Origin of the sequence: Thermobispora bispora DSM 43833 (assembly GCF_000092645.1) — a bacterium.
GTDB classification, from domain to species: Bacteria; Actinomycetota; Actinomycetes; order Streptosporangiales; family Streptosporangiaceae; genus Thermobispora; species Thermobispora bispora.
The window spans coordinates 1,888,726-1,906,532 of the sequence record NC_014165.1; the positions used below are offsets into that span (position 1 = coordinate 1,888,726).

General features: G+C 73.7%; 16 protein-coding genes. 6 read left to right on the forward strand and 10 right to left on the reverse strand.

Annotation, left to right across the window (positions count from 1 at the left end; all coding sequences use genetic code 11):
• Positions 1-5: 5 nt before the first annotated feature.
• Positions 6-416: a hypothetical protein gene (locus TBIS_RS08115; RefSeq protein ID WP_013131877.1), complete on the reverse strand. Its 411-nt coding sequence runs from the start codon at positions 414-416 to the stop codon at positions 6-8.
• Positions 417-562: 146 nt separating this feature from the next.
• On the opposite strand from TBIS_RS08115, the gene TBIS_RS08120 reads away from it, so the two are divergent.
• From TBIS_RS08120 to TBIS_RS08135, 4 genes are all read left to right on the forward strand, one after another.
• On the forward strand, positions 563-961 hold the full coding sequence (locus tag TBIS_RS08120; protein WP_148231482.1) for a hypothetical protein: 399 nt from the start codon (positions 563-565) through the stop codon (positions 959-961).
• A gap of 856 nt (positions 962-1,817) precedes the next feature.
• A complete protein-coding gene (locus TBIS_RS08125; protein ID WP_013131879.1) occupies positions 1,818-2,162 on the forward strand; it encodes a TraR/DksA family transcriptional regulator in 345 nt (114 codons plus the stop codon).
• Between the two features lie 122 nt (positions 2,163-2,284).
• Complete coding sequence (gene hsaA / locus TBIS_RS08130; RefSeq protein ID WP_041431350.1) at positions 2,285-3,451, forward strand: 3-hydroxy-9,10-secoandrosta-1,3,5(10)-triene-9,17-dione monooxygenase oxygenase subunit; 1,167 nt, start codon at positions 2,285-2,287, stop codon at positions 3,449-3,451.
• Between the two features lie 131 nt (positions 3,452-3,582).
• The gene (locus tag TBIS_RS08135) at positions 3,583-4,212 is read left to right on the forward strand and encodes a TetR/AcrR family transcriptional regulator (RefSeq protein WP_013131881.1); all 630 of its coding nucleotides are present in this window, start codon (positions 3,583-3,585) and stop codon (positions 4,210-4,212) included.
• Positions 4,213-4,398: 186 nt separating this feature from the next.
• Here the strand turns inward: TBIS_RS08135 and TBIS_RS08140 are convergent, their stop codons facing one another.
• Complete coding sequence (locus TBIS_RS08140) at positions 4,399-4,959, reverse strand: YceI family protein (RefSeq protein ID WP_013131882.1); 561 nt, start codon at positions 4,957-4,959, stop codon at positions 4,399-4,401.
• A 336-nt stretch (positions 4,960-5,295) separates the two neighbouring features.
• Positions 5,296-7,251 (reverse strand): hypothetical protein, encoded by a 1,956-nt coding sequence (locus TBIS_RS08145; protein WP_013131883.1) that lies wholly within the window; start codon positions 7,249-7,251, stop codon positions 5,296-5,298.
• A 486-nt stretch (positions 7,252-7,737) separates the two neighbouring features.
• Between TBIS_RS08145 and TBIS_RS19295 the strand changes: the two genes are divergently transcribed.
• Together TBIS_RS19295 and rraA are read left to right on the forward strand one after the other, a co-directional pair.
• Positions 7,738-9,591, forward strand: a complete 1,854-nt coding sequence (locus tag TBIS_RS19295) for an N-6 DNA methylase (protein ID WP_083785329.1) — start codon at positions 7,738-7,740, stop codon at positions 9,589-9,591.
• A 106-nt stretch (positions 9,592-9,697) separates the two neighbouring features.
• The gene (rraA, locus tag TBIS_RS08155) at positions 9,698-10,177 is read left to right on the forward strand and encodes a ribonuclease E activity regulator RraA (protein WP_013131885.1); all 480 of its coding nucleotides are present in this window, start codon (positions 9,698-9,700) and stop codon (positions 10,175-10,177) included.
• Between the two features lie 654 nt (positions 10,178-10,831).
• Here rraA and TBIS_RS08160 read toward each other — a convergent pair.
• The 7 genes from TBIS_RS08160 to TBIS_RS18115 form a co-directional block, all read right to left on the reverse strand.
• Positions 10,832-11,269 (reverse strand): SPW repeat protein, encoded by a 438-nt coding sequence (locus TBIS_RS08160; RefSeq protein WP_041431355.1) that lies wholly within the window; start codon positions 11,267-11,269, stop codon positions 10,832-10,834.
• 498 nt (positions 11,270-11,767) lie between these two features.
• Positions 11,768-12,358 (reverse strand): hypothetical protein, encoded by a 591-nt coding sequence (locus TBIS_RS08165; protein ID WP_013131887.1) that lies wholly within the window; start codon positions 12,356-12,358, stop codon positions 11,768-11,770.
• Positions 12,359-12,423: 65 nt separating this feature from the next.
• The gene (locus TBIS_RS08170; protein WP_013131888.1) at positions 12,424-13,623 is read right to left on the reverse strand and encodes a hypothetical protein; all 1,200 of its coding nucleotides are present in this window, start codon (positions 13,621-13,623) and stop codon (positions 12,424-12,426) included.
• A complete protein-coding gene (locus TBIS_RS08175; RefSeq protein WP_013131889.1) occupies positions 13,620-14,516 on the reverse strand; it encodes a PP2C family serine/threonine-protein phosphatase in 897 nt (298 codons plus the stop codon). Before TBIS_RS08175 ends, TBIS_RS08170 begins: the two co-directional genes overlap by 4 nt.
• Before the next feature lie 24 nt (positions 14,517-14,540).
• The gene (locus TBIS_RS08180) at positions 14,541-15,212 is read right to left on the reverse strand and encodes a vWA domain-containing protein (RefSeq protein ID WP_013131890.1); all 672 of its coding nucleotides are present in this window, start codon (positions 15,210-15,212) and stop codon (positions 14,541-14,543) included.
• An 8-nt stretch (positions 15,213-15,220) separates the two neighbouring features.
• Complete coding sequence (locus TBIS_RS08185) at positions 15,221-15,736, reverse strand: hypothetical protein (RefSeq protein WP_013131891.1); 516 nt, start codon at positions 15,734-15,736, stop codon at positions 15,221-15,223.
• Complete coding sequence (locus tag TBIS_RS18115; RefSeq protein WP_013131892.1) at positions 15,733-17,280, reverse strand: MlaD family protein; 1,548 nt, start codon at positions 17,278-17,280, stop codon at positions 15,733-15,735. Before TBIS_RS18115 ends, TBIS_RS08185 begins: the two co-directional genes overlap by 4 nt.
• Between the last annotated feature and the right edge of the window lie 527 nt (positions 17,281-17,807).

Here is a 17,807-nt window from a genome sequence, read left to right on the forward strand (position 1 = left end):
CCTCCTCAGGCTCGCGAGACGGAAACGGGGTACGGGAACGTCACGGCGAGCCGGGACGGCGGCGCCCGGGCCGGGGTGATCGCCGCGATGGCGGACGCGGGCAGGCCGTGGCCGGCGAGCGCGCCGGGCAGCGTGTCCGCGGGCCCGTGGGGGGAGGCGGCCGCGGGGAGCAGGGTCTGCCCGGCGTGCCCGGCCGTCGGTGCCTGGAGCACCAGGAGGTCCCCCTTGCCCGGGAGCACCCGCGGGAGCGGGCGGTGACCCGGGGCAGCGGCGGTGACCGCGGCCTGCTGCTCCGCCGCACCGTGGCCGGCGATGTGGCAGGCGGCCGCGTTCCGGCAGGCCGTCCGGTCCGCCCCGACCGCGAGCACGAGGGCGTGCAGCAAGAGCAGCAGGGCGGTGGCCGGTCTGCTCCGCATGCACTCCCTCCTTCGGATCCACGGGCCGCGAATCCACGGCCTCGCTCCACCGTAGTGGCAGCAGAGTACGGCCAATGCCGGCATGCGTTGATCACAGTGGGAATTAGCAGGTGCTCTTTTTCCCGTGCTGGGTTATGGTCGGCCTCATGACGACCGGTGTGCGGAGCAGGCGCCGGCCCGCCGTCCTGACCTTGGTGGCGGGCCTGGTCGCGCTCGCCCTCATGGTCGTCGTCAACGCGCCCGCGTGGCACGGCGGAGGCCCGCACGAGCGGTCCGCCGCCCACGCCGGTGGCGTGCTGACGGGCGGGACGTGGATGACGAAGCCGTCGGCGGATCAGCTGGCGGCGATCGCACCGCACCACGGCCCGGTGCTCTGGGCGCTCCGCACACCGGTGGCCCGTGTGCCCGTGCCGCCTGCGCTGATCGATGTTTGGCACGACCCGGACGCGATCCGGAGCCCGCAGCAGGCGGCGCCGCGGGACACGGGCTCACGGAGTCCTCCGGGCATCGGCCGCTCCGGTCTCCCTTCGCAGGTGCCGGCCTGAGGCGGCCGGGGCCTGCCTTTTCGCGTACGTCCGTGTCGATCTCCGCGCGACGCCGCCGGCGTCGCCGGACCCGCATGCCCGGACCGGCCGTCCGGCGTACGGCTGTGCTGCGTGCTTCCACGACCCAGGAGTGATGCCGTAGTGGCAGTGATCAGTTCAGCGCGCCGCCTCATGGAGGACGACCAGCGTCACACCGGCCAGGTGATCGAGCTCCGCACGTGGCTGCGGGAGCGGCTCAGCGCCGCCGGGAGGGGGCTCGATCTGGTCACCGGACCGCTGGAGGCGGGTGCCGCGCCCGGGCGGGCGGGCGGTGCCGTACGGGGCACGGAACGCAGCGGCCGGTCAGGGGAGCGCATCCGCCGATCGCGCCGGGACCTTCCCGCGCCCGGATCGCCGGTCGGACGAGGTGATCCCGGCCGGTACGGCATGCATCGGCGGCCTGACGCGTTCATAAGGGTGATCGAGCCATGTCATGCCCCGCAGGAGCGTCCCTCCTGTCATAGGCCCGCCCGGTTGATCGCATGAACCCGGCGGAGCCGGGCTCCGCGGGCACCCGTCAGTGACCCGGCCACGGCGGCGGGCGCCGATCCGATCACACGCTTCCCGGCGGCCGTACACGCACGGCCCGGCCCAAGTGGCGGCGCCGCACACCCCGGACCGGTCCACCGCTCCGCACCGGCTCGCGCTTGTCCCGCGCTGAGCCTGCGCGCCCGGTGGGCGGCCCACGGGCACGCGCCGCGGCCCGCCCCACCGTACGGGGCGCCGGCCCGGCCGCCGCACCCCGGCACCCGGACGCCGTCGGCCCACGGCTTGAGCACGGAATTCCTCTGATTCGTCGTCGAAAGGACTTTTCATCATGGCAGTGAGCGGCAGCGAGTCCACGGGCCTCAGCGAGGTGCAGGTACAGGCCATCCGTGAGGAGCTCGAGGAGCAGCTCGAGTGGCGCAACTCGCAGCTCAAGGAGCTCCGGGCCGTCGTGGACACCGGCGGCGCCGAGGACACGGCGCGGCTCGCGGTGCTCAACGACATCGCCGCCACCGAGCAGGCGGTCCGGGAGCTCGAGGCGACGTTGGAGCGGCTCAAGGACGGGACCTACGGCCGGTGCGACGACTGCGGGTCGGCCATCCCGTTCAACCGGCTGAAGATCCGGCCGCTCGCCCGGTACTGCATCAACTGCCAGCGGCGCCACGAGGTCCGCTGACCCGCCGGCAGCACCCACGCCGGGCCGTCCCGCGCCGATCGGGCGGCCCGGCGTGGCGTGCCCGGCGGCGGCGGAACATCATGGAGGAGCCCCTTCCCACGAGCACGAGACGGAAGGCCGCGATGAGCGAGGAGATCCTGGACACGGTCCGCACGCTGCTACCGGAGATCGCGGAACGCGCGGTCCGCGCGGACGAGAGCCGGCGGATCCCGGAGGAGACCGTCCAGGAGCTCAAGCAGGCCGGGGTCTTCCGCATGCTGCAGCCGAAACGGTACGGCGGGGCGGAGAGCGACCCGGCGCGGTTCTTCGCGGTGATCCGGGAGATCTCCGGGGCGTGCGGGTCGACCGGCTGGGTCGCCTCCCTGATGGGGGTGCACCTGTGGCAGATCGGCCTCTTCCCGGAGGCCGCCCAGGACGAGGTCTGGGGGGCGGACCCGGACGCGCTCGTCTCCTCCTCGTACGCGCCGATCGGCCGCCTCACACCGGTCGAGGGCGGCTACGAGCTGTCCGGCCACTGGAGGTTCTCCTCCGGCTGTGACCACGCGTCGTGGGCGCTCCTCGGCGCGCTCGTCCTCGGCCCGCAGGGCAGGCCGGTGGACGTCATGACCGTGCTGGTCCCCCGGGACGACTACGTGATCCAGGACGTCTGGGACGTCATCGGGCTGCGCGGCACGGGCAGCAACGACATCATCGTGGAGCGGGCGTTCGTCCCCGCGCACCGGGCGATGCGCAACGCCGAGCTGGCGCGGCCGTCCGGTCCGGGCCAGGAGGTGAACCCCGGTCCCCTGTACCGGGTGCCGTTCGCCACCCTGTTCACCACCGCGGTCACCGCGCCGCTGATCGGCATGGCCGCCGGCTGCTACCGGTCGTACATCGAGGCCATGCGCGACCGGGTGCGGCTGAGCGTGGACGGCCGCCGGTTCGCCGAGGACCAGTTCGCCCAGGTCGCGGTGGCCCGGGCGGCGTCCGAGATCGACGCGGCGATCCTGCAGACCGACCGAAACGTGCGCGAGGTGTACGAGTGCGCGGTCCGGGGCGAGGACATCCCCAGGGAGCTCCGGCTGCGGGTGCGCCGCGACCAGGTCCGGGGCACCGAGCGCGCGCTCGAGGCGATCGACATCCTGTTCAAGACCGCCGGGGGGAACTCGCTCAAGCGGAACAACCCCATCGAGCGGGCCTGGCGGGACGCGCACGCCGGGAGCGTGCACGTCGCCAACGACGTCGAGCGCGCCCTCGCCATGTACGGCAAGGGCGAGTTCGGGCTGACCGTCGAGGAGACCCTGGTCTGAGCCATCCCCGATGATCAAATCTCGGCGCGTGCCCCGGCGTGCGCCGTGATCCCCCGCGCACCGCACCGTGGTCCGGGCCCGGCGCGCCCGCGTGTAAGGTCTTCCCGGACGTAGTTGATCAAGGGGGGATCGTGCCGAGAATCGCTGAGGTCAGGGCCCCGGCGGAGCCCAGTTCGCCCGAGCAGCGGGCCAGGCATCAGCGCATCCTCCGGGCCGCGGCGCGGTTAGGGGCGGAGAAGGGCCTGGAACGCGTGCAGATGCACGAGGTGGCGAAGACCGCGGGTGTGGCGATCGCCACACTGTACCGGTACTTCCCCTCGAAGGTGCATCTGTTCACCGCCGTCATGGCCGAGCAGATCGAGCGGTTCATGAAGAACCTCCCGGCGCCGAAGCCCGGCACGAGCCCTGAGGACGCCGTCGCCGACGTGCTCGTCGAGGCGAGCAGGCAGCTGTTCCGCAAGCCCGCCCTCGCGACCGCCATGCTCCGCTCGGCGAACGCGGCGAACGCCGCCACCGTCACCGACGCGGGACGGATCGACGCCGCCTTCCGGACCATCATCCTGCGGACGCTCGGCCTGGACGAGCCCACCGCCAGGGATCTCACGCTGACCCGGCTGCTCGTGCAGTGCTGGTTCGGCGTCCTCCAGTCCAGCCTCAACGGGCGCGTGGCCATCCCCGACGCGGAGAACGACATCCGGCTCGCCTGCCGGCTGCTCCTCGCCACGCGCTCGAACGCCGCCTCGCCCGCACCGGCCGGCTGACCGGCCGCCTCGCGCGGGCGCCCATACCACCGCCCTGGCCTTGCGCAGCCGTACCCGGCGCGGATCCGGGTAAGGCGTGCGTTCACCCCCTTCACGGCGTGCCTCCGTGCCGTCCCCTCCGGCGGCGCGGCGAACCGCCGGCAGGCGGCCCACCGGAGGAGCGGCCGTGTGGCGGACCGGCGCGGGTCAGACGCGCACCGTCAGGCCGACATCGAACCGGACCTGGATGTCGTCGTCGAGCCGGAGCGCGCCGAAGAACGCGGAGAAGGGGCGGATGCCCCACCGGCTCTGCTTCACCGTGGTCGTGCCCTGCACCCAGCCGTCGACCACCCGGCAGTCCAGGACGACCGGCCGGCGGACATCCGTGATGGTGAGGTCGCCCTCACAGCGGAACGACTCCGGGGTCCCCTCGAAGCGGCGCGACTCGAAGATGATCTTCGGGTAGCGCACGCTCTTGAGCACCTTGTCGCAGATGTTCCGCTTGATCTCCGCCCGGTCGGAGTCGGTGAGCTGCTTGAGGCCGCCGGTTCCCTCTCTCACCTCCAGCGAGTCGACCTCGACCTCGACGTTCACCGAGCACTTCGCCGGATCCTCGAGATCGGCCACGGCCAGGCCGCGCCACCGCGTGGCCTCGATGGTGAGGTCGTGCCCGGCCATCGCGCCGGGCCCGCTGCGAGTGGTGTGAATGAAGAGCCGGCCCGTCTCGGGGCTCAAGACGTACCGGCCGGTGGAAACGGAAACCTCCATACAGGCACCCTAGCCACCGGCCTCGTCGCTCCCCGCACGGACCCGCCCATGATCATCGGCGTGCCGGCCATGGCGCCTGACCGGCCCGGATCCGGCCGTGGTTCCCCGGCCGCGTCCCGGCCCGCACCGGCGCCGCGGCGCCGCATCCCGCCCGCCGTGGCGGGGCGCCGGCCGGGCGGACCGGCGCCCCGTTGACGGCCTCGCTCGCACGGGCCCCCGCGGGCGGTGCACGCCCGCCCCGGCCCCGACCCTTGACGGCTTCGGTCGAACGGGCCCCGCGGCGGCCTCGCTCGGCGCAGGGGCCCGCCGGCGGCCGTCGCCGCCCGCCGGGCGGCCTCAGTTGGTCCGCGTGTTGGGCAGGTGGTCGCCGATGTAGCCGACGTAGACCTTGCCGGTCGCCCCGCCCGAGTCGTCGTAGAAGTAGATGCGCGGCGCCGGGTAGCCGACCTTTCGGAGCTTGATGTGCGCCTCCATCATGACCTGCCCGCCCGGGGCGACGCTCTCCGGGACCCGGAAGGTCCGGGGCTCGCTGAACTTCGCCCGGGTGACGACCGTCCGCGACTCCCGCATGGCGATCATCCGGGTGGAGATCGTGCGCCGGCCGGCCGGGCCGTTCGCGCACCAGTCATAGAAGCCGCCGGCGAACTCGCCGGACGAGCGCGCCCGGGCGAAGTCCTCCAGCGCGCACAGGGCGTCCCACGCCTTCGCCGCCCAGGTGCGGCGCTGCTCGGGGTAGTCGAGGTCGAGACGGGCCGCGGCCTCGTCCGTGTCCCCGATGACCACGTGCGTCAGGGACTTCCGGGCGTGGTCCAGCATCTCGCGCATGCCCTCCGGCTCGAACACGTCCTCGCCGGTCACCCCGTGGACCTGCTGCCCGGCCTCGGCGAGCCTGCGCTCCAGCCAGCGGATCCGCGCGGCCTGCTTCCGCGCGATCGCGTCGGCCTCGCCGTACTCCTCCCAGAGGAGCTCGTTCTCGGTGCGGAGGCGCTCGAGCTCCTCGGCGTGCCGGGCCTCCGGCGGGTCGGTCCCCCGCAGCTCGGTGAGCATCCGGTACACGACGGCGAGGCGGTCGTCGAGCGCGCGGATCCGGGTGAGGATCTCGCTCTCCCGCGTGCCGATGGCCAGGTCCATGGCCGCCTCGATCTCGCCCTTCAGCTTGGTGACGACCGTGTCCGCCACGGCGTCGACGAGCTCGGCCAGGTCAGGGGTCGCGGCCGGGGCGGCGGCCGGCGGGTTCTCCGCCCGGGCCGGCTTCGCGTCCGCGGCCAGGGCCGGCTTCCCGTTCACGGCCCGCTCCGGCTCCGGCCGCTCCGCGGGCGCGGGCTCGGCCGCCGCGGGCTGGACGGTCACGGCCAGGAGCTTTCGGCGCAGCTCCTCCCGCGCGGGGTCGACGGTGGGCGGCGGGGAGTGCGCGGCCTGGACGAGCTCGCTCGGCTCGGCCCGGCCGGAGAGGACCCGGTAGACGGCGGAGCGCATCCGCTGGACGTCCTCCGGCAGGGCGCGGCGGGCGGTCTCGCCGATCACCCGGTCGGCGATGCGGTCGAGGACCGCCCTGCCCTGGCTGCGGAGCGTCGGGCCGCCGGTGACCGGGTGCAGGAACGGGGTGCGCGGATCGGCGGGGTTGAGCGGGCCGTAGTAGGTGCGGATCCCGCCGCCGTACACCTCGAGCTGGTTTCCGAGCGCACGGTTGAACCGGTCCTGGGTGCGCCGGTCGGCGAGGAAGGCGACCACCGCGGTCCCGGCGATCGCGGTGGCGAGGTAGTCGGCGTGCTCCCGGCTCTCCTCGCGGCCCCGCTCGTCCGGGGAGACCACGATGATCGGCACCCTCCGCTGGGGGTCGAGCACCTCGCCGGTGAGATGGTCGACCTCGTCCTCACTGACCACCCAGGCGCTGTCCGGCAGGTGGGTCCTGCCGTCGGTGACATGGGCGGTGCGCAGGTACGCGGGGACGAATCCCGGCGCGTAGGGCTGGACCTCGGTCTCCCCGAGCTGGTCGACGGTGACAATGGCCCAGGCGGTGACGCCGTTCATGGCCTCGGCGTACACCACTCTGGTGCGGAGCGACCCGGCTCCGGACGGCTCCTCTAAGGTGTAACTGCCGCAGTCTCTGCTCTGCCGTACCGTGAGCCGTATTTCGCCCGCGGTGTGCTCGGCCCGCGGCACGCCGGCCTCGATCCGCGGCAGTCCTTTCGCTTCCACCCAGTCGGAGAACGTACGGCGGAGCCGGATGGAGATCGGGTTCAGCTTGTCCCGCAGTAACGCCTGGTACAACTGCTCCGTTCGCCTCTTCATCGTGCAAGATCCACCCCGTCGTCGTGGAGTCGGTTCGCCGCTGAGGGGCCCGGCGGTGGGGTCCGTCCGGGGCCCTCATCTTTCGATGACGTTCGAAAGCCGGTTGATGTTTGGCCGAGTTTTCCGCCGGCGACGATATATCGTGAATTCTGTGCACTGAGTGTTGTTCTGTGTACGATTGAGATTGATGCCAAATGCGGGATCGGCGCCGTCCGCGGTCGGGTGGAGGTCGTTTGCGGCCGTAGGTTCGCGATCGTGAACGGTCGTGCGGCCGGTTGGAGATCGTCATATCGCCGCGTAGCCACATAGTGGCAGCAGCGTGAGCAGGAACGTTCCGGCGCCGGGGAGACGGCGGCGATCGTGATGTGAAACCCACACACACCGGAGGCCCCGGCCCGCACCGGCTCGCCGAATGCAGTACGTTGACAACGACGCCATTACGGCGATCAGGAGAGGCAGTCAATGGACGGGGACGGGAGGCCGGAGATGACGGACGACGAGGCCACCGTCACTGCGGCCGACATCGCGCGGATCGCCGGAGTCGGCCGGGCGGCGGTGAGCAACTGGCGCCGGCGCTATGCGGACTTCCCCGAGCCGGTCGGCGGCACCGCGAGCAGCCCCACGTTCTCCCTGAAGGAGATCGAGGAGTGGCTGCGGCTGCAGGGCAAGGTCCAGGCCCTGCCGCTCCGCGAGCGCGCCTGGCAGCAGATCCGCGCCGCAACCGATGACCTGCGCCTCGGCGAGGCCGTGGCGGAAGCCGCCGAGCTGCTCTGCGGCAAGGGGACGCCGCGGCTCGTGCCCCAACAGGCCGTGGAGCTGCTCAAGGAGTACCGCGAGCAGAGCGGTGAGGAGGCCGTGCGCTTCCTCCTCGACCGCTACGCCGAGGTCCACTCCCGCCGGCTCGCCGAGACGCCGCCCGAGGTGGCCGAGTTCATGGCACGGCTGGCCGGCCCGGGCGTCCGCACCGTCCTCGACCCCGCCTGCGGGCTGGGCATCCTGCTCTCCGCCATGAAGGGCGTCGAGCACGCCTACGGGCAGGAGATCGAGGAGGCGCTGGCGCGGATCGCCAAGATCAGGCTGGACCTCACCGGGATCCCGGGCGAGGTGCGGGCCGGGGACTCGCTCCGCGACGACGCCTGGCCGGATCTCCTGGTCGACGCGGTCGTCTGCCACCCGCCGTTCAACGAGCGCAACTGGGGCTACGACGAGCTGGTGCACAGCCCGCGGTGGGAGTACGGCCTGCCGCCGAAGACCGAGTCCGAGCTCGCGTGGGTGCAGCACGCGCTCTCCCACCTCGTCCCCGGCGGCCTCGCGCTGCTCCTGCTCCCGGCCGTGGTCGCCGCTCGCCGGTCGGGGCGGCGGATCCGCAGCAACCTGCTCCGGCGCGGCGCCCTGCAGGCGGTGATCGGGCTGTCCGCGAAGACCGTCGGCGGCACCGGCCTGCCGGTGCACATCTGGATCCTCCGCAAGCCCGCGGACGACGGCCCGCCCCCGTCCCGGGTGCTCATGGCCGAAGCGGAGCCGGGCACCTTCGACGAGGTCATCGAGGTCTGGCGCGAGTTCCAGGCCGATCGCGAACGGGAGATCGACCGGCCCGGCCTGTGCCGTACCGTGCCCGTCATCGAGCTGGTCGACGACGCCGTCGACGTCACGCCCGGGCGGTACGTGGGCGCCCAGGAGGTCTCCGCGAGCGACTTCCCCGCGATCCGGGAGAGGCTCCTCCGCGGTCTCAAGCGGACCATCGAGCTGATCCCCGAGGCGGTCCCCGGCGGCGGCCGCACCATGCCCCTGGTGACCGTGTCCGAGCTGGAGCGGATCGGCGCCCTGGAGATGGTCCAGGCCGGGCGGTTCGAGATCGACGGCACCGGCCAGCCGGTCATCACCGATCAGGATCTGCTCTCCGGTTCGCGGCCGCGGGGGCAGACCAGCCCGGAGGGCCGGATCCGCCTGCGGCCGGGGGACGTCGTGGTCGCGGTCCGCGGCGGGGAGCTCGCCGCCCGGGTCATCCGGGAGAGCGGGCTGCTGCTCGGGCCACGGCTCACCCTGCTCCGGCCCGACCCCGCGCACCTCGACGCCGACTTCCTCGCCGGGTTCCTCCAAGCCACCGCCGCCGTGGCCGGCACCCCGTCCGGGATCGGCCGGTTCGACCCACGCCGTTCCCAGGTGCCGCGCCTGCCCCTGGAGGAGCAACGCAGGTACGGCGAGGCCTTCCGCCGGATCGCCGAGTTCGGCGACCAGCTCCGCGAGATCGAGCAGGCGGCGCACCGGGCGCTGGTCTCCATCGCGCTGGGCTTCGTCACCGGGACGCTGACCCCGCCCCCCGGCCGCGGATCCGCGTGACCGCCGCCCCAGCCGCGGGACGCGATCGGCGGTGGCCGGGCTCCGGGCCCGCGCGACCGCGCCCCCCGCGGAAGGCCGCTGATCGGCGGTGGCTAGGCTCCCGGGCATGAAGTTCGCCACCGCCGATCTGATCGACGAGTTCGACGCCGAGCTGGCCAGCTGTGAGACGCAGTTCATCCAGTACGGGGGACGCACCGCGTTCGCGGGGCCGATCGCGACCATCCGCTGCTTCCGCGACAACGCCCTGGTGAAGCGGGTTCTCAGCGGCCCGGGGGAGGGCCGGGTGCTGGTGGTCGACGGCGGCGGCTCCCTCGCCTCGGCCCTCATGGGCGACGTGATCGCCCGGTCCGCCGTGGAGAACGGCTGGGCCGGCGTGGTGATCAACGGGGCGGTGCGGGACGTGGCGACCCTGCGCACCCTGGACCTCGGCATAAAGGCGCTCGGGTCGAACCCGCGCAAGAGCGCCAAGGACGGCGCCGGGGAGGTGGACGTGCCGGTGAGCTTCGGGGGAGTGGAGTTCCGCCCCGGGCACTGGCTCTACAGCGACGAGGACGGCATCGTCGTGGCCGCCCGCCGCCTCATTTGATCAGGCCTGCTCGCACCGCGCACGTGAGCGCGTGTGCGAGCGTGGCCGGGATCATTCCCGTGTGCGCGGGGAGAAGATGTCGCTCAGATCGTAGAGAGCCTCGATCGCGCTGATCAGCCCCGCGTGCGCGGGAGAAGCTCCAGGAGCCCTCGTCCGAGCGTTCTCCTCCTGATCATCCCGGCGCGTGGGAGATGGCCTGGCGGTCATCGGGCCCCTGACGGCGTGCGCGACCGGGTACGCCGGACGGGGCCGCCGGCGGCCTTCGGGTCACGGGCATCCGGTGGCGCCCGTTGGCGCCGCCGGCGCGGCCGCCCCAAGGCCAGGCCAAGCGCGCCAGGAGGCGGCCGAGCCGGCCCTGCGGCCCGTACCGAGCCCTCGGCCGGGAGAAGCTCACCGCGACACCGAGGGCGGCGAGGATGAGCCGGGACGGCACCGGATGGCCGTCCGGGAGGGACCGGCCGAGCGGAAAGGGCATCGCCCGGCGGGGCCGGTGCCCGGCCTGCCCGCCGGGCGATGCATGAGCCGTCTCGAGCCGTTCCCGGGGCCGGTTGTGCGAAGCGGCCCGCGCCGTGAGCACGGCGCAGGCGTATCCCCCTTCTGCGTTCGTGCAGGCCCCGCGCTGGCGCGCCGCCTGCGCGCGTGGCGGCCGGGTTCCTACCGCCGGCCGCGTGAGCGGAACCGCATGGCGACCATCATCGCCGCCAGGCCGAGCACGAGGATGACGATCCCGGTGATGATGTTGTTCGTGATCATGCCCCCGGTGCGCACGTCACCGCCGCGCACCAGCCAGGGCGAGAAGATCGTCCAGAGGCCGAGCAGCGGGATGACCCAGCTCACTCCGTAGGTGCGGCCGAAGGCCCAGGCGCAGCCCAGGGCAAGGGCGGCCACCATCAGGCCGACGATGAGGTTGTTCACGGTGAGGGCCGTATTGCCCACGAACCCGACGATCCACGGCGAGATGGCGAGGTACACACCCGCGAGCAAGGTGAGTCCGTCCATCATCTGGGCGGGAGGCGTGGAGCCCGCCTCGTCGTATGTCCGGCGCAGTTCCGCTACGTCGGGATGGTGCTCTACGCCAGCGGGTCGGACCATGTCGTTACCACCCTTTCCTGGTCCGCGGTACCGACACCCCGGCATGTACCCGAGCACATCCTGATAAGCCCTGACCCATACCAAAGATCGGTTTTGATCCGGTAAGCGAGGAGTCGGGTTGATCAACTTACCCGCCGGCATGGGCCACGCCGGGGTTCTCCGCGCCGCCTGCGTGTCGCTGGGCGCGCAGAGCCCGCGGCGGCCCCGCACGCCGGCGAGCATTCTCGATCGGAGGGGATCATCGGCCGGAACGTGGATTGCCGCGCCGAGCCCAGGGCTCGCCGCCCCGATGACCTTCGCCGCTGCCCGACGGGGCGGCACGGACCGGCAGCGGAATCGTGATCTCCTCATACCTGACCGGAGTCGTCGTGAACCCGCGGCCCGAATTCACAGCGGGACCCACACGGGAAGGCGCATCCCGCCGGGCTCGGGCGGGACGCGCCTCCTTCCACGGGCGATGTGCCGGGGAACGCAACCGGACCGGGCGGAGCGTCCGGCTCAGCCGGAGGAGACGGGCTGGTACCGCTCGGCTCCGACCTGCGGCCGCTCCGCGGGCGCCTGCCGCCGCTGCGCCCGGCGGTTCACCGCGTACGCCACCAGTGCCGCGGCGGTCGCACAGCCGGTGGTCAGCGCGCCCACCTTGCCGCCGCTCTTGACCGGCGCCCCCCTGCCCATCACGACCGGGGCCGCCTTGATCACGCGGGACGGTCCCTTGGCCGCGGGCGGCCCGGCCGGGCGCAGCCACGCCTTGATCCACCAGGCCTCGGCGATCGCGTCGGCCAGGTACGTCGGCCGGATCCGGCCGCGGGTGACGTAGATCAGATCGATCGCCAAGAGGGTGGCGGCCGTGGCGATGCCGATCCGGCGGGCGTGCCGTACGCCCTCGGGGGAGGAGGCCGCGCGGAGCTGGCTCCAGCCCACCGCGGCGAGCAGCCCGGCGACCGTCAGCTCCAGCCAGGTGTCGGTCTTGGGGCCGAAAACCTTCTCGAAGCTGCGCCGGTGGACGATCGGCCACAGGCCGCCCACCAGGTTGAAGAATCCCTGAGCGCGGGCGAGGTCCGCCCGTTCAGTTCGGTCGCGGTCAGTCATAGGCGGCAGATGCCCCGCGACATAACGGGCAAACGTTGCAAATGACCTTCCGTTGCGCGGCCGGTTCAGCCGCGGCGATCGCCGGCCCGCGCTGAGCCGTCGTCCTCACCCGCCCCGGATTCCGGGGCGGGCCGCCCTGCCGAGGGCGCCGGCCTGGTCACCGGCACGGGTTTCGGCCGCGGGGCCGCGCCGAGCGGCGCCATGTCCCCGGGTGAGGCACGCCGTACCGGCCGGGCGACCGGAACCGTGGCCCGCCCGGACGCCGGTGCGGAGGGTTGTGGCGGCGGACTCGGGTCCCGGGGCGCGGGCGTGCGCACCGGGACGCTGCCCCGCTCCTCCCCGGGCAGGCGGATGGGGGCGGCGCGCGGCAGCGGAGCGGTGGCGGGCCGCTGCGGAGGGCGGGTCACGGCGATGCGCCTGCGGCCGCTCAGCGCCTGCACCCACTCGGCCGCGACCGGCCGGGTGCCGTACGGCCCCTGGGCGCGGGCGAACAGGTCCCGCACCGCGGCGGCCACCTCCGCGGGCAGGCCGGGGAGGAACGCGGGCTCCCGGCCCGGCCGCAGGTCCGGGCTCTGGCAGAGCACCCGGCCGATGAGGAGGGCGAGCTTGTACCGGTCGGTGTCCAGGTCGGGGCCGCTGGGCGGCTGGCAAGGATCGTCCCAGTCGGGGGTGTGCGCCTGCGGCAGCACCGGCTGCCCCGCGTGCCGCCGCATGCCGTCGCAGTCGATCAGGAAGACCCGGTACGGCGGGCCCGGACGCCAGAGGATGTTGCGGAACGACAGGTCCCCGATCACCCACCCGTGCTTGTGGAGCAGGTCGACCAGCCGGGCGGCCTGCTCCGCGATCTTGAGCCGGCCCCGGATGTCCGGCTGGTGGAGGCTCGCCCAGGACCAGTTCGGCCGGTACAGCAGGTACTGCAGCTCGACGAGCTTGAGCTTTCCGCCGATCGGGCCGTAGAAGTCGCCCGGGACCTCGGGCATGAGGAACCCGGTGACCCGGTTCCCGTCCACGACCCGGGCGACCGGCCAGGCGCACTGGGTGAGCAGCCCGTCCTGGTCCCCGGCCGTCAGCCGGTGGGCGAAGTCGACGAGCTCGGCAAGCGCGGCGCCGTTCACCTGCCCCGCCTGCCGCAGGTACTCCTTGTAGACGAAACCGGCTGCGCCCTGCACCCGGGAGACCACGCCCTGGCCGCCCTCGCCCAAGGGCTCAGGGTCGAGGACGAGCGAGTTCCGGTCCACATCCGACGGGTGCGGGGTGAAGGTCATCCGGCGACCCTCCACAGGCACACGGCCGTCCGGTCGTCGTCGTACGTCCGGGCCCGGAAGCTGAGCTGCCAGAAGAACTCCGGCAGCGAGGGCGGCTCCGGGCGGCTCCACCAGGCGGCGAGCCGGGCGCCCACCTCGGGGACCTGCAGCGGCCTGGCGAGGCCGTCGGTGCAGAGCAGGAGCATGTCCCCCGGGTAGAGGTCGGCCGTGGCCACCTCCACGTGCTCGACGTCCCGGGGGAGGGCACGGGTCACCGGGGTGGCGATCTCCTCGCCGGTCCCGGGGCCGTCGCCGCCGAAGCACGGGAACCACCGGCCCTTGTGCAGCAGCCATGCGGCGCAGTCGCCGACCCGGATGATGACGGCCCGATGCCCGGGCCGATCGGTCAGCTCCTCCACGATGGCGGTGAGGAAGGTCGTCGACAGGTCGTCCGGGGTGACCTCCGCCTCGTCACCGGCCCGGGCCCGGAGGTCGTCGGCGATGTTCTCGATGAAGCAGCGCGCCGCGGTCTGCGGCTCGCCGTGGGCGAGGAAGTCCGGCAGGTTACCCGGGGCGACCGCGCAGGCGGTGGCCGCGCCGAGGTGGGAGCGCGGCTTGCTGCCGAGGCCGTCGGCCACACAGGCGAGGAGCCGCCCGTTCCCGTCGTGCCAGAGCGCCATGGCGTCCTGCCGTGGCGTGCCGTAGTAGCGGTGCGCGTCGCCCCGTACGGAGGCGGCGCGCACCACGAGGCCGGGGAGGGCGGCGCCGTCGAGCTCGGTGTCCGGCACGTGCTCCTGCACCTCCGGCAGGGCGCCGGGCTCCGAGCGCAGCCGCGGGGTGCGGCCGATGACGAGCGGCTCGGGAATGCCGGCCGCCTCCGCCCCGGCGGTGGCGATCTCCGTGACGTGGTTCATGCGCGGGCTCTCCTACAGACCGGATCACACGGGGTCGGCGGGCAGCGTGGTGTAGCCCTTCACCTGTTCGGGGATGACCAGGCGGGCGCCGCCCGCGGGGTCGGCCGACGAGGCGACGGCCGACTGGACCACGGAGTTGAGGAGCTGCTTTGCGAACTCCCGCAGCGCCTGCGCGGGCGAGATGTCGTCGTTGGCGATGAACGCCCGGAACGTGGCGACCTGCTGCAGGGTGGTGGCGTCCACGTCGCCGAAGCCGAAGGCGAGGATGGTGGGGTGCGGCGGGAAACCGGAGTCGGTGAGGCTCCGGTACTCCTGGTGCCACTCGTACGTGGGCTGTCCATCGGTGAGGAAGAACACGCAGGGCCGGTACGGCCGGTGCCCGGCCTGCTTGAGCGCCTGGACGTCCTGCTCGATGGTGCTCTTCAGCAGGGCGAAGGCGGCGCCGTAGTTCGTGCCGCCGCGCGGGGCGAGCTGCGGGATCGAGTGGACGTCGTTGAGGTCGGAGAGCGGGAGCAGCACCTCGGCGCGGTCGCTGAACCCGATGATGCCGAGCCGGGCCCGGTCGGCCACCACGGGGTTGCTGGCGATCTCCCGGTAGATCTCGGGCAGCTCCTGGTTGATCGCGTCGAGCGGCGGCCCTTCCATGGAGTACGACTCATCGCAGACCAGGTAGAAGGGGAGAACCTGTTCGCTCATCGGTGTCCTCAGCTTCCGGGGGTGGGTGAGCAGCCGACCGAGACGAAGTAGATCTCCATCGAGATCGACCCGCGCGGTGCGGCGAGGTCGTGGAAGTTCCGGGTCGCGGCCGTGCCGAAGACGCGGGGGTACGCCCGGCGGGCCGCCGCGTTGACCCGTTTCGCGAGGTGGACGCCGTCCCCGGCGCCGCCGGCGGCGCCGAAGGTGAGCACCATGCCGGCCCGCCGACCGGTGAGCCGCTCCCGGTGGCCGCGGAGCTCCCGCCGCACCACCGCGAGCAGCTCCCCGTCCGAGGAGCCGGGGTCGACGCGGAACGCGAGCTTCAAGGGCCTCGCCTTCACCCCGGCGATCCGTGTCGCGCAGGGCGACGGCGAGGGGGTGGGCGACGCCGTTCCCCGGCCCGCCTCCGGGACGGGAGGCGGTGCCTGGGCGCCGAGCATGGTGACGGTCAGCCCCAGCAGGAGGTCGGCGAAGAGCCAGCCCGCGAGCAGCACGGGCGTGGACGGCCGGTCGCGGCCGGTCACGCGGCCCCTCCCGGTTCCGGGCCGCCCACTGGCCGGCCCTCGGCGCCTGATCCGCCGGCGGGAGCGCTCGGCCCGCCGGCCGTCCGGCCGCCTGGGGCGCCGGTCCTGGCACCGGTGGCGCCGGTGAACGCCGACGTGGCCTGCCGTACCGCGTCGTCGAGCCCGGCGACCGCGGCCCGCAGCGCGGCGAGCTCGGGGCGGGCGGCGTCGCGGACCGCGGTGGGGAGCTCCTGCAGGGTCCGCGCCAGGTCCGCCGGGAGCCGGTCCAGGGCGTCGCGCGTCTCCTGCAGCAGGTGCGCGGTACGGCCGGCCGCGTCCGAGACCAGCTCGATCCGCGCGGCGTGCGCGCTCGCCGTGTCGGCCCAGTCGCCGAGGGCCTGCCGGACCTCGGCGCCCGCGTTCTCCAGCGCGGTGGTGAAGGCGCCCGCGGCCTGGGTGACGGCGTCGGCGAGCCGGTCCCCGCTCCGGGCGGCCACCGCCTCCACCCGGCTCACCGCCGAGCCGAGGCCTGCGGTGGCGCCGGCCAGCTCCCCGACCCGGGTGTCCAGGTGGGCGGCGGTGTCCGCGACCATCCGGCCGGCCGCGGCCGTGAACTCGTCCAGCGCCTGCCGTACGCCGTCGGTCGCGGTGGTGATCAGACCGCCGACCCGGTCGCCGACGCGGTCCACCGCCGCGTCCGTCCGCCGGCCGACGGAGTCGACCGCGCCGGCGGCCCGCTCCACCGCCTCCAGCAGGTCCTTCGCCGCGTCGGTGACCGCGGTGAGGTGCGCGGTGAGCGCGGGGATCGAACCCCGCACGCCGTCGGCGGCGGCCACGAGCGCGTCCGTGGCCCGGCCGGTGGAGTCGAGCGCCTTCTCGAGCGTCGGCACCACCTTGGCGTGGACCCGGCCGATCGTCTGGCCGACCTTGCGGAGCTCCACGGCGCTCTTGCCCAGCTCCGCCTGGAAGCGGGCCGGAGAGGCGAGCCGCGCCTCGGCGAGCACCAGGGTCGCCGCGGTGAGCGCGGTGCGGAGCCGGGCCCGGAGGGCCTCGGTCCGCTCGCCCGACCGGCGCTCGGCCATCCGGCGCAGCAGGCGCTCGGCGAAGGTGACCGCGATGAGCAGGAAGATCGCGACCAGGGTGGCGAGGGCGACGCCGTCGAACCGCTGCCAGGCCGGCAGGAGGCCGTCGAATCCCTGCTGCCACAGCTCCAGGAACGGCCGGCGGGCGGCCTCGGCCCCCGCGATGGCGAGCAGCTCGCCGTAGGCCGTGGTCGCGTTCTTCAGCCCCAGCCAGGTGATCGAGATGGGGAGGAACACGAGCACGGGCTGGACCAGGCCCGCCGCGGTGAGCAGGGCGTGCCACCACCGGGCCGAGCCGGGGTGGTCCGGGCGGACCGTCTCCTCGGGCGGGAAGGCGGCGAAGAGGTCCACCTCGCACCACCGCTCCGCCAGGTCGGGGGAGAGCACGGCGTCCGCCACCTCGCGCAGCTGGGCCGCCCGGGCCGCCAGGGCCGGATGGGCGGCGAGCTCGCGCAGCTCGGCGGCCAGCTCCTGGTCCGTCAATCCGATTCCCCTCGTCCTCGGTGGCGGTGGTCGTCGTGGATCGCCTCAGGGCCGGTGCCGGCCGGCGGCGCCCTCATGCCGCTCAGGCACAGGGACCGGGCCCGGCGCCTTTCTCCGGCGGGCCGGGCCCGGTGTCGGCGCGCATGATCGCCGTTTCGCCGGTGGTCCGGCGTTGTCATGGCGATCGATTCGATCGCCGGTTGTCGATGTTAATGATTGTGAATCGAAAACACAAGAGCCTTGGTTGCAGGGCTTGTTGGTTGTACGACGGTGTCGCCCATGCCGGCACCGTCGCGAACGCCGTCGTGGCCGCGAACCTCGATGCCGTCGCGCTTCGGCGGCCGCCCGCCGAAGTGCTCGTTCTTTGCCATGGCGCCGGCCACGCCGCGGAGCGGCTGAGCTTTGCGGCCGAGGTCGGTGATCGAGTGGGCGCGAGCCTCGGCCCTTGGCGCACCGGAAGCGGCGGACTGTGCTCGGCAAGGGGGGCGTTCCGGCCCGCGCCGGGGGGTGGAGAACCGGGACGCGGC